Raw genomic sequence first — 12,688 nt, forward strand, 5'->3', positions numbered from 1 at the left:
CCACTTCCTGGCCTAAAAAAGCAAATGCGCTTCCACAAAAACGCGCTCATAAGCTGCACACACAAAGGCAGGATGAAAGGTTGTCGAATGCTCTTTCTGGCATTTAAAAAGAAAGCCCCCTGTTCCCCCGGGAGCTTCTTATAAACATGATTTAGTATTTTTAATAGCGATCCGGACTGAACGCAGACAAAGGGATCTCCGGCTGCTGTTCCGACACGATCTGGCTCACCAGCTTACCCGTAGCCGGACCGAGGCTCAGCCCCATCATGCCATGACCTGTTGCAATGACCAGGTTAGACAGCTTTTTACTTCTGCCAATATAGGGAAGTCCGTCGGGAGAGGAAGGCCTGAATCCAAACCAGATATCTTTTTCAGCAGGCATCTCCGGATGCAAGTCCGGGAAATACTTCGGTATGGCCTCTACGATGCCTCTCACGCGGTTCAGATTCACCCTGGTATTGATCCTGTCGATCTCCATTGTTCCGCCATAGCGGATGCTTCCATTCATGGGCGTGATAGCCACCCTGGCTTCGGCGAGCAATGCCGGTATTTTCATCCGCCCTTCGGGCTCCTTAGCCATGAAGGAATACCCCTTACCCGGAAGCAGGGGAATCCGGAGACCGGCAAGACGAGCCACTGCAGGCGACCAGGAACCGCCGGCTATGATATAATGATCGGCCGAAAACCTCTCACCTGCAGCCGCCACAGAGGCGATTTTCCCTGCGCTGGTCTCGATGCGCGAAACTTCATGGTTTCTGGCTATGCGAACGCAGTTTTTCTCAAGCAGGCTAACAAGACCCTTAATCAGCTGATTGGGGTATACATGCGCGTCGCAACGATAATGTACAGCACCTAACACGTCAAGTTCCAGCTCAGGCTGCAAAGACTTACACGCGTCGCGGCTCAGCACTTCCATGTCCAGGCCGAGGCTTTTACCCTTTTCCGCCAGATGGGCTTCTTCTTCTGCCGCCTTCTGGGTCTTGTAAAACATCAGGATCCCCTTCTCTACCAGCCCAAAGTCGAATTCTCCTCGTTGATGAAGCTCTTCATAGAGCTTCTTGCTGAGCAGCGAAATATCTCTGAGCGGCACAGCCGACTCCTCCACGTGCGCCGCATTGGCCTTTTTCAGAAACTTGATCCCCCATGAAAAGAGATCCGGATTAAGAGAAGGCCTGACAAAAAACGGGCTTTTACTGTCAAACATCCACTTGATGCCCTGCTGCACCATGCCGGGGGCAGCCAGTGGAATAAAGTGACTGGGGACGATCATCCCTGCATTCCCGAAGGAACAATTGTCAGAAAGATCGCCCTTTTCGAGTATGGTGACCTGATGTCCGGCCTCGCTGAGGTACAATGCAGAAGAAAGGCCTATTATGCCACCGCCAATGATAATTACACTTGCCATGTTAATGATTTAGGATAAGTTAAAGCACCTGAAAGCCCTGTGCATAAGGATCATCGTCGTCGATCTTGATGGTGTTATATCCATAGATCTTCGCCCATCCCTCCACACTTGGAATAATTGCTTCATAGTCCCCAAGACTTACCACATCTTCCACTCTTCCGGTAAATGTACTGCCGATAATACTTTCATGAATAAAGGGATCACCTTTCTTCAGCTTTCCTTTGGCGAACCATTGAGCCATCCTGGCCGAGGTACCTGTACCGCAGGGCGAGCGGTCTATGGCCTTGTCTCCGTAGAATACCGCGTTGCGTGCCGTCGCCCCTGACGACAACGTTGCTCCGGTCCAGAGAATATGAGTACAGGCGTTAATAGTAGGATCGAGCGGATGCACAAACGAGTGCTTCTCGTTGATCCTTTTTCTGAGCTCCCTGCTCCAGGCGACGAGCTGACCCGCGCTATAGTTCTCCAGCCCTCTGAAGTTGGGCTGTTCGTCGACAATTGCATAGAAGTTGCCTCCGTAAGCGACATCCAGCTGCAGAAGGCCGAGGTCCGGACATTCCACTTCAATATTCTGAGCGGCCAGATAGGCCGGCACATTGCGCAGCTTCACTGACTTCACCTTTTGCCCCTCCTGCTGGTACTCGATCAGTACCAAACCGGCGGGAGCTTCCATCCTGACCACCCCCGGCGTCTTAGGCGTGATGAGACCTTCTTCAATCGCAATGGTAATTGTGCCGATAGTTCCATGACCGCACATAGGCAGGCAGCCACTGGTTTCAATAAATAATACGGCTACATCATTTGCCGGATCATGAGGAGGATAAAGAATACTGCCCGACATCATGTCGTGCCCCCGGGGCTCGAACATCAGGCCGGTTCTGATCCAGTCGTACTCTTTTAAAAAATGTTGCCTTTTTTCGCTCATGGAAGCCCCGCTCAGGTTTGGGCCTCCGCCTGCTACCAGCCGTACGGGGTTTCCGCAGGTATGAGCATCAATACAAAAGAAAGTTTTACTCGCCATTTAATCTGTCGTCCATTTATTATTAACCCTTCTCCAGATCCCCGCCGGATTTCCATCCTGCAGTTCAATAGGAAGAAGATCGTGATTCCAGTCCTGCCAGCAGAGAGGGCGCACAAAGCGATAAATAGCGTCGGTGCCGACAGAGGTAAAACGACTGTCGTTACTGGCGGGGAAAGGGCCTCCATGCTGCATAGCGGCACAGACCTCTACCCCGGTGGGAACGCCATTGAGAATGATCCTGCCGGTTCTCTGCTGCAATGCTTCGAGCAGCTCTGCATATTGCGAGAGCTCGCCATCCTCTGCCATTACCGTAATAGTCAGCTGACCATCCAGAGAGTTCACCACCTGCTCCACTTCCTCCCGGCTTTCTGCCAGAACCAGCAAGGAGTAAGGACCAAATATTTCTTCTTTTAACTTTTCGTTCCGAACAAAATCGCGGGCAGAAACACTGACCAATGTAGGTGCGGCCTGATTAAAGGCAGCAGTGCCGGCCACCTCGGAGCGGGCGACGAGCTTTACTCCTTCCTCCTTCAGGATCGCTCCTGACAGAGACTGGTAGTTGCTGCAAATCCCCGCCGTAAGCATGGTACCTGAGGGGGCCTCGCCGAACAGCCGTGCAAGTTCATTCAAAAGGACGGTGGTATGTTCATCCTGAATGGCTATCATTAAGCCCGGATTGGTGCAAAACTGACCCGTACCAAGGGTGACAGAAGCAGCGTATTTGCTCGCGAGGTCCTGCGGCCTGCTTTTTACCGCCTCAGGCAGAAAGAGTACGGGATTAATGCTGCCCATCTCGGCGAACAGAGGAATAGGCTGCTCACGCTGCTGTGCCAGCCGTGTCAGGGCCATTCCACCCTTAAAAGATCCCGTAAAGGAGACAGCTTTTGTGGCAGGATGTTTTACAAGCGCCTCTCCTATGCCGAAGCCTGTATCATACAGCAGAGAGAACACGCCATCCGGCATACCGGTGGCCTTAGCCGCCTTTACGATTACTGCTCCCACCAGAGCACTTGTTCCCGGATGTGCCGAATGAGCTTTTACGATCACGGGGCATCCCGCTGCAAGGGCTGAGGCCGTATCGCCTCCTGCTACGGAGAAAGCCAGCGGAAAATTACTGGCACCAAATACGACGACAGGCCCCAGGGGAACGAACATCTTCCTGAGGTCGGGCCGCGGGAGCGGCTGCCTGTCGGGGAGCGCGCTGTCGATGACAGCCTGCACCCACGAGCCTTCTTCCACCAGATCGGCAAACATATTAAGCTGCCCTATGGTACGGCCGGTCTCCCCTTTGATCCGGCCTTCGGGCAGGCCGCTTTCTGCTGCTGCACGAGCGGTCAGCTCGTCGCCAAGCGCTGCAATTTCCGAGGCTATGGTCCTCAGGAATTTGGCACGCAGAGTTCGGTCCAGCTGTCGGTACGGGGTAAACGCACGCCCGGCAAGCAGGAGTGATGCCTCTGCATCTTCCATACTTGCCGGGTAAAAGGTCCCCTCAAGCGTCTCCCCTGTAGAGGCGTTTATGGCGCTGAATCCTTCAGCTACAGAAGAGACGAATCTATTAGCAATTATATTTCTTCCATCCATCTGCGGATCTCTTTAGTTGAAAATGGTCAGACTAAGCGGTAACTGCAGCCACGCGTCCCCAGCTTCCTTCGGGCAACTCAGGTCTTACTGCCAGTGCGTCGTTAATGATCTTCAGGACTCTTTCACGTTCGGCACCTTCGATAGAGAGCCTTGGCCTTCTTACCGTCTCCGTCCCTATACCGGTCTGCACCTCCGCAAGCTTGATGTATTGAACCAGCTTTGGATGAATGTCAAGCTCCAGCACGGGATGGAACCAGCGGTAGATCGCCAGAGCCTCTTCGTATCGTCCCGATTTTACAAGGCGATAGATCGCTACGGTCTCCTTTGGAAAAGCATCAACCAGACCGGCAACCCAGCCATCAGCTCCCATTACCAGGCTTTCCATCGCAAGAGGATCCACACCGCACATCACTCGAAAACGATCTCCAAACCGGTTAAACATTCTCGTGATGTTTGCGACGTCCCTGGTAGATTCTTTTACAGCCTGGATATTCTCATACTCGGCCAGTTCTGCAAACATGTCGAGCGTCACCTCGATTTTATAATCTACCGGATTATTGTAAATCATGACCGGAAGAGAGGTGGAAGCCGCTATTTCCTTAAAGTAGGTAACCGTTTCGCGGTCGTCAGCCTTGTACCTCATAGGCGGCAGCAGCATCAGTGCGTCTGCGCCCAGCTGTTCTGCCCGCCTGGCAATAGAGATGGCCACCTTAGTAGATTGTTCTGCTATATTCAGGACTAATGGAATCTTTCCGTCCACCAGATCTATCGTATGTTCCAATAATACAAATTTTTCTTCTTCGGTAAGCACACTGGCTTCCCCTAAAGATCCGCCCAGGATCAGTCCGTCGATACCAGCTTCGAGCTGGGCCTCAATGTTCTTGTCATAAGCTGTAAGGTCTAGCTCATCGTTTGGGGTAAACTTGGTAGTAATTGCAGGATAAACTCCTTTCCATTCAACTTTCATATTTTACGCGATTTTTTCTTCAAAAGTAACCGCCCGCCAACTTGCTCCTTACATTAATATTAGCCTGTACTTATTCTATTTTAACAGATATACCTCTATCCCGTCGCATGGTAAAATCCTGCCAATACTGGCAAAAAAACTTTTAGACGAGCTGAGCCGGTGCCAACTATCTTTATGTTAGGTTGGCCGGATGCTCAATCATCAGTTCAGCTCAGGCAAGAACCAGACGACAAGAAAGATAGACTTTCAAGATAACATCTCCTGCAAACCGGAAATAATTAATAAAATCAAGATGAAATATCACAATATATTCCCCGCCCTGCTGTTTATACTTTCCTCCGGACTGGTACAGGCTCAACACAGGGACTATCCGATCCAACCGGTGCCCTTTACACAGGTGCACGTCCATGATCATTTCTGGCAGCCAAAAATGGAGGTAAATGCCAATATTACCATTCCATATACACTTGATCAGTGCAAGAAGAATGGACGTATTGACAATTTTCTTCGCGCTGCCCATATGCTGGAGGGCGACAAGCTGACCGAGTTCACGTTCGACGATACGGATATTTACAAAGTAATTGAGGGCGCGTCTTACGCCATGCAGGTCAGGAAGAATCCCAAGCTCGACCTATATATCGACTCGCTGATCTCCATTATCGGCGCTGCCCAGGAGCCGGACGGCTATCTCTATACCTTCCGAACGGTGAAAGCGGCGAAACCACATGAATGGATAGGATCCAAACGCTGGGAAAAAGAAGAAGAGCTAAGCCATGAGCTCTATAATTCGGGGCATCTCTTTGAAGCAGCGGTAGCACATTATCAGGCTACCGGCAAAAAAGTCTGCTTAATATTGCCATTAAAAATGCTGATCTCCTGGTCAGAGACTTCGGCTACGGAAAAGAAGAAAAATATCCCGGGCACCAGATTGTAGAAACGGGACTTACGAAAATGTACCGGACTACCGGCAATCGGAAATATCTGGACCTGGCCAAGTTCTTCCTTGATGTACGGGGACCCAAGGGAACTGAATATAACCAGGCGAACAAACGGGTAGTGGATCAGCATGAAGCAGTGGGTCACGCCGTGCGTGCTACCTATATGTATACCGGCATGGCAGATGTTGCAGCCCTTACCGGTGACGAGGCTTACCTCAAAGCCATCGACGACATCTGGAACGACGTGGTGAACAGGAAGCTGTACATCACCGGAGGTATTGGGGCAACAGGCGCAGGGGAAGCATTCGGCGAACCGTACAATCTGCCGAACATGTCAGCATATGCGGAAACATGCGCGGCAATTGCTAACGTGTACTGGAACAGCCGCATGTTTATGCTCCATGGCGACTCGAAATACGTGGACGTGCTCGAGAGAACTTTATACAACGGCTTACTGTCGGGCGTATCGCTTAGCGGCGATCGGTTTTTCTACCCCAATCCCCTTGCTTCAATGTTTCAGCATCAGCGGAGCGCGTGGTTCAGCTGTGCCTGCTGTATCTCGAACATGACGCGTTTCCTTCCTTCTGTCCCCGGTTATGTGTACGCGCAGAACAAGAATGACCTCTATGTGAACCTGTTCATGAGCAGCAGCAGCGACATCAGTCTTGCCTCCGGCACTATTAACATCGCACAAGAAACCGACTACCCATGGAACGGGAAGGTCAACTTTGTGATTGATCCCCAAAAAAATAATAATTTCACCCTGCGGATCCGTATTCCGGGCTGGGCACAGGGAAAGCCTGTGCCGGGCGACCTTTACTCATTTGCCGATGCGTCCGCTGCTGCCATACCTCTGCTCCTGAATGGTAAGCCCCTCCAATATCAGACAGAAAAAGGGTATGCGGTAGTCAGCAGGAAGTGGAAAAAAGGAGACCAGCTCAGCCTGCTGCTTCCCATGAAGACTGAGAAGATCGTAGCCAACGAGCAGGTGAAAGACGACAGGGGAAAGTTTGCACTTCAGCGCGGGCCGCTTGTGTACTGTATTGAAGGCCCAGACAACAAAGACAGCCTTGTTCAAAATATCCTGGTTGACAAGTCAGCTCCTGTAAAGGTGAACTATCAGGAAAACCTGCTTAAGGGGGTCAACGTGCTGACCATGGAGGGAAAGGGCGCTAAACGACAGCTCAATACCACTGCTCTCCTTGAAACAGAGCAAGCGGTAACGGCCATCCCTTATTACAGCTGGGCGAACAGAGGGCCTAGTGAAATGACCGTTTGGATCCCTTACCTGGCCTCTGCCGCTCGTTCCAAGCCTGCCCCCACAATTGCCAGTACCAGCAAAGTAACATCATCTCTCAAGAATAAGAGGATGTATTCGGCCATAAACGACCAGTACGAGCCTGCCGACTCTAAAGACACCAATTACCCTTACCTCCATTGGTGGCCGGCAAAGAATTCGACGGAATACGTGCAGTACGACTTCCCGGAAGAAAAGACGATATCGAAGTCTGAAGTATACTGGTTTGACGACGGTCCATGGGGCGGCTGCAGGATACCAGCGGGGTATAAACTGTATTACAAGCAGGGCGAAAACTGGCTGCCGGTGAAAAACACTTCACCTTATTCGGTGGAAAAAGACAAGGTGAATAGGGTAACCTTTGAGCCGGTAAAGACGACGGCGATCAAACTGGAACTGCAACTACCCCAGGATAACTCCTCGGGGATCCATGAATGGGCAGTTGAGTAGTGAAGCCTTCACGTTCTCCGCACCCAAATGAGCTGTAAAAACATTATTGAGTGCCCTTTTTTGCCCTTCGAAGACAGAGACACAGCTGTAAAGAAGCCTCCGCCGGAAAGCGGAGGCTTCTTTTATTTAACAAGACTTTAAAATCCTATTAATATGTAATTCATGTTAGCTAAAATTCAGGAAGCAGGAGTTCCGGTATAAGGGTAATTTTATTAAAGATAGAGCTGGCCATCTTCCATTGCATCACCAAATCTCTTATATATGAAACTCAAACAAGTACTTCTGTCTCTCCTGGGCGTAGTCTGTTTTCTGACGGCCTATGCTCAACAGGTCTCCTTACAGGGTAAGGTGACTGATTCTGACAACTTGCCGGTTCCCGGCGCGTCGGTAAAGATTAAAGGCACTACAAAGGGTACCTCCACTGCAACCGACGGAACTTTCAAGATTGTTTATCAGGGAAAAGTTACCCTGGTCGTTACTGCAGTCGGCATGTCCCCCGCCGAATTACCCCTTTCAGGTCAGTCGACTGTCAGCGTGAAGCTCAGTTACAGTGCGCAGGGCCTTAACGAGGTCGTCGTGGTGGGTTACGGTACACAACGACGAGGCGAAGTGACGAGCGCCATCTCCTCTGTTAAATCAGAGAGCTTTACAAAAGGAGCCGTACGCGATGCCGGGCAGCTCATCCAGGGGAAAGTGGCCGGTCTTCGTATCACCACGCCTAACGGAGACCCTACCGCTTCTACGCAAATCAACCTCCGTGGGCTGAACTCAATTAGTGGAGCGACAGAGCCCCTCGTCCTTATCGACGGTATCCCGGGATCGATGAACACCGTGGCGCCCGAGGATATTGAGGCGGTAGATGTGCTAAAGGACGGATCTGCTGCCTCTATCTATGGTACGCGTGCTACAGGCGGGGTAATTCTGATCACTACCAGGCAAAACAGAACTGGTGAGAGGAATACTATTGAATACTCAGCTTACGCCAATACGCAGCGGATTATGAAGAAACCTGAAATGCTGACGGCAGAAGACTACAGGAGGCTGATTTCGGAGGGAGTGCAATACCAGGATTATGGAGGGAACACTAACTGGGTGGACGAAATACTACAGAATCCATTCAGCCAGAATCACAATCTGACCTTCTTTGGAGGAAGCTCCAAAACAAACTTTACGGGCTCGGTCAACTACCGCGACTGGGAGGGTATTTTTCTGAAGTCGGGGCAGGAAAGGATCACCGTCAGGGCCGGCCTGAATCATTCTATGTTCGATGACAAGCTCAAAACCAGCCTGCAGATCATCAACCGCACCACCAGCTCCCAACAAGGTGGGGCAGACGGATACGCCTATCGTCAGGCAATCATCCGCAATCCGACCGACAATATTTATACGGAAGACGGGAAATGGCAGGAACGCAGCATCTACTTCTATGACAATCCCCTTGCCAGGATCCACGAAGCAAAGAACGACAATACGTTCCGTGAAATGAGGATGAACGGGACTGTCGATTTTCGGCCGATAAAAGACCTGAGCGTCAAGCTTCTACTCTCCCGTGTTCAGAACAACAACCTTTCGGGTTACAGCACCACCTTTAACCATGTCAATACAACCAAGAACGGGTTAAACGGCACTGCAGGCAGATCGACATACTCGAACAAGGAAAACCTCATGGAGTTAACCACCAACTACACTAAAAGCTTCGGCGGCCACAACTTCACTATTCTGGGCGGTTATAGCTGGCAGGACGCAGTCTACGAAGATTTCGACGTGTATAACTTTGACTTTCCCACCGACGCATATACGTGGAATAACCTGGAGACCGGCACAGCGTTAAAACGCGGACTTGCAACGATGGGAAGCTCTAAAAACAAATGGCAGCTGGCCGGCTTCTTCGGTCGCTTCACCTACAACTGGAAAGAGAAATATCTTTTTATGGCCAGTATCCGCCGGGAAGGATCTTCGAAGTTCGGCGTTGACCAGAAATGGGGAACGTTTCCAGGCGTTTCTGCAGGCTGGCGCATCAGTAAAGAAAGCTTTATGGAGAATATACCCGCTATCTCCGACTTAAAGATAAGAGCTGGCTATGGTGAAACTGGAACCATCGCCAGCAATCCTTATCAGTCTCAAATAAGCTATAGTTTCGATTTCAGTAACGGGGCCTACTTTGGCGACAAGTGGGTGCAGGGCTTTGTGCCCCAACGAAATTTCAACCCTGGCCTGCGCTGGGAAAGGAAGAAGGAATACAATGCAGGGCTCGACTTTGGTTTGATAAAAAACAGAATTACCGGCTCTCTCGACCTCTACACCAGAGAAGTGGACGACTTGCTGTACAATTTTAGGGTACCGGTCCCGCCTTACATATTTGAGCAAATGTATCTTAACGCGGGCGCAATGAAAAATTCCGGGCTCGAAGCGCTGGTAAACGTTCGTGTACTCGACGGCAAAAAGTTCAGCTGGAATACCAATCTGACCTATTCAACAAATCGGAACAAATTGCTCAACCTGTCTAATGATCAGTTTGATGTAACTGCAGAGTTTTTTGATGCCGGATACACAGGAGAACCCATTCAGCAGGCGACGCACCGCGTAAAAGTGGGCGGACCTATCGGACAGTTCTACGTGAAGAAAAGCGTGGGTGTAGACGAGAACGGTAAATGGCTGGTAGAAAGTAAAGACGGCAAAGTTATTCCCATCGCGGAGTCCTCCGACGATGACAGGCAATACTATGGAAACGGCATTCCAAAGCATCTGGCTGGCTGGAACAACTCCTTTAAGCTGAACAACTTTGACCTGGAGATAAACCTTCGGGGCGCCTTTGGCCATAATGTTCTGAACATGCAACGCATGTACTATGAAAACCCGATCAATAAGGGATATAACGCGCTGAAAACCGCCTATGACCCGGTATACGGTCGCCAGCTCAACACCGACCTGGTGTACGTAAGTCATTACATCGAGAAAGCCGACTACGTGAAGATCGATAACGTAACTCTTGGATACACTCTCCCGGCCAACCTGATTAAAGGCATAAAGAATTTAAGGGTTTATGTTTCAGGATTGAACCTTTACACTATCACCAAGTACAAAGGAATAGACCCTGAAGCGGTCAGTTACACAGGCGACTTTACCTTCGCTCCCGGAATTGAGAACAGGGATGCCTACCCTACTACCAGAACGTTTACAGCTGGACTTAATGTTACATTCTAATAGTTGAAAAGATGAAAAAGACAATTCGAAATACCATTATAGTTGCCGTCACAGGAGCCGTCTTCACCTTCGGTTCCTGCACTAATCTGGACGAGGATGTTTACTCAGAAGTTCTGCCGAGCAAATTTAAACCGACAGAGAAGGACTTGCCCGCCATTATTGCTCCCACCTATGCCTCCCTTCGAACACTCATGTGCGGATGGCAGGGCTATTTCGACCTGCAGGAGGAAGCGGCCGACTGCATTATCACTCCGGTCAGACCTAACGGCTGGGACGACGGCGGCACCTACAGACGAATGCATCAGCACACTTGGACTACGCAGGAATGGCAGCCCTACAACACCTGGCAGAATGCCTATTCCAGCATCACCAAAGCAAACATGATCATCTCCCAACTGGAAGACGGAACTATTCAGCTGGGAGAATCAAAAGAACCTGCCATTACCGAGCTTCGCGCCGTACGTGCCTTCGCTTATTATCTCCTCCTTGACAACCATGGAAATGTACCAATCGTGACGGACTTTAAGGACGCCTCCCTTCCTCAGCAGCGGACCAGGAAGGAAGTATACGACTTTGTTGTTAAGGAACTAAACGAAGTGATGCCGAAGCTAAGCGAAGAGGCCTCAGCCACCTACGGGCGACTTAACAAATGGAGCGTGAAGGCGCTACTGGCCAAGATCTATCTCAACTCACAAGTCTATGTCGGCACCGCGGAATGGCAGAAATGCATTGAGGAAGCCGACGACGTCATCAGCAGCGGCAAGTATAGTCTCGACAACAATTACTCTGATGTCTTTACCTATACCAATCAAAACTCAAAGGAGATCATTTTTGCTATTCCTTACGATGAAATATATGGCCAGGGAAATCAGATACATATGAAAACCCTTGATCCTCTGAGCCAGGGCGTATACCAGATGACTGCTCAGCCCTGGGGCGGGAACTGCGCTGTACCGCAGTTCATCAACACCTATGATCCTGAGGACAGCAGGCTGAAAGACAGCTGGATTCAAGGTCCGCAGATCAGTCCCACAACTGGACAAACACTTATCAACTATGTCAACTTTGTACCGGGCATGGGTGGAACAGATGGAATTATAGCGAAAGGTAACCAAGGCTTTAGAATAGGGAAATTTGTGATCAAAAGAAACGCTACCAATAACCTGGATAACGATTTTCCCTTCCTTCGCTATGCTGATGTTCTGATGATGAAAGCAGAAGCACTGCTTCGTACGGGTCGCGCAGATGAGGCAGCCGCCCTTGTTTCAGAAGTCCGGAAGAGAGCGTTTAAAACGAATCCTGCAAAAGCAGTTGTAACGGGGGCTCAGCTGATGCAGGGCAGCAGCTACAAGTATGGCTTACAGGCTCCCGACGGTACAGTGAGTGAAGCAAACGGCGGGGCAGATATCCAGTACGGCAGGTTCTTCGATGAGCTCGGATGGGAGTTTGCGGCAGAAGCGCACAGAAGACAAGACCTCATCCGGTTTGGCGTCTTTCAGAGCAAGAAATGGTTTAATCACAGCCCCCATCCGCAGGCCCAAACACGAACTTTGTTCCCCATCCCTGCAGACGAGATTGCCAAGAACCCGAACTTAAAACAAAATCCGGGTTATTGAGCGCCATGAACGATTTGCGCAGCAAATCGGTGCTGTTTGAATGATGATGGTAGGTCCATCGGTATCGGCTTACAGGAGCAGGTATCAAACCGCTGCTAAGTTGCTTTGGTAAAGAGCCAAGGTGGGAAGCGTTAGCAGAAAAGGCATCACAGAGGTGTCAGGTAAGTATAAAGAAGACGAATGAAAATGAACTGCCGAAGAGGCGTCGA

At 50.4% G+C, this 12,688-nt stretch carries 7 protein-coding genes and 1 pseudogene; 4 read left to right on the forward strand and 4 right to left on the reverse strand.

What is annotated here, in order from left to right; genetic code table 11:
• Positions 1-160: 160 nt before the first annotated feature.
• The 4 genes from ACES2C_RS19885 to ACES2C_RS19900 are packed head-to-tail and all read right to left on the reverse strand — an operon-like array spanning position 161 to position 4,974.
• Positions 161-1,405 carry an NAD(P)/FAD-dependent oxidoreductase gene (locus tag ACES2C_RS19885; RefSeq protein ID WP_374164798.1) on the reverse strand — a complete coding sequence of 415 codons (1,245 nt, stop codon included), beginning with the start codon at positions 1,403-1,405 and terminating at the stop codon, positions 161-163.
• Positions 1,406-1,424: 19 nt separating this feature from the next.
• The gene (locus tag ACES2C_RS19890; RefSeq protein WP_374164799.1) at positions 1,425-2,426 is read right to left on the reverse strand and encodes a 4-hydroxyproline epimerase; all 1,002 of its coding nucleotides are present in this window, start codon (positions 2,424-2,426) and stop codon (positions 1,425-1,427) included.
• Positions 2,427-4,007 (reverse strand): aldehyde dehydrogenase (NADP(+)), encoded by a 1,581-nt coding sequence (locus tag ACES2C_RS19895; RefSeq protein WP_374164800.1) that lies wholly within the window; start codon positions 4,005-4,007, stop codon positions 2,427-2,429.
• 31 nt (positions 4,008-4,038) lie between these two features.
• Positions 4,039-4,974, reverse strand: a complete 936-nt coding sequence (locus tag ACES2C_RS19900; protein WP_374164801.1) for a dihydrodipicolinate synthase family protein — start codon at positions 4,972-4,974, stop codon at positions 4,039-4,041.
• 430 nt (positions 4,975-5,404) lie between these two features.
• Here ACES2C_RS19900 and ACES2C_RS19905 point away from each other — a divergent pair.
• The 4 genes and pseudogenes from ACES2C_RS19905 to ACES2C_RS19920 form a co-directional block, all read left to right on the forward strand.
• Positions 5,405-7,137, forward strand: a pseudogene (locus tag ACES2C_RS19905) (glycoside hydrolase family 127 protein); the annotation flags it as partial.
• A gap of 144 nt (positions 7,138-7,281) precedes the next feature.
• On the forward strand, positions 7,282-7,659 hold the full coding sequence (locus ACES2C_RS19910; protein ID WP_374166995.1) for a discoidin domain-containing protein: 378 nt from the start codon (positions 7,282-7,284) through the stop codon (positions 7,657-7,659).
• 261 nt (positions 7,660-7,920) lie between these two features.
• Positions 7,921-10,863, forward strand: coding sequence for a SusC/RagA family TonB-linked outer membrane protein (locus ACES2C_RS19915; protein WP_374164802.1), 2,943 nt, complete (start codon positions 7,921-7,923; stop codon positions 10,861-10,863).
• 11 nt (positions 10,864-10,874) lie between these two features.
• The gene (locus ACES2C_RS19920; protein WP_374164803.1) at positions 10,875-12,479 is read left to right on the forward strand and encodes a RagB/SusD family nutrient uptake outer membrane protein; all 1,605 of its coding nucleotides are present in this window, start codon (positions 10,875-10,877) and stop codon (positions 12,477-12,479) included.
• Positions 12,480-12,688 lie beyond the last annotated feature (209 nt).

It is taken from the genome of Arcticibacter sp. MXS-1 (genome assembly GCF_041902385.1).
Taxonomy (GTDB): Bacteria; Bacteroidota; Bacteroidia; order Sphingobacteriales; family Sphingobacteriaceae; genus Arcticibacter.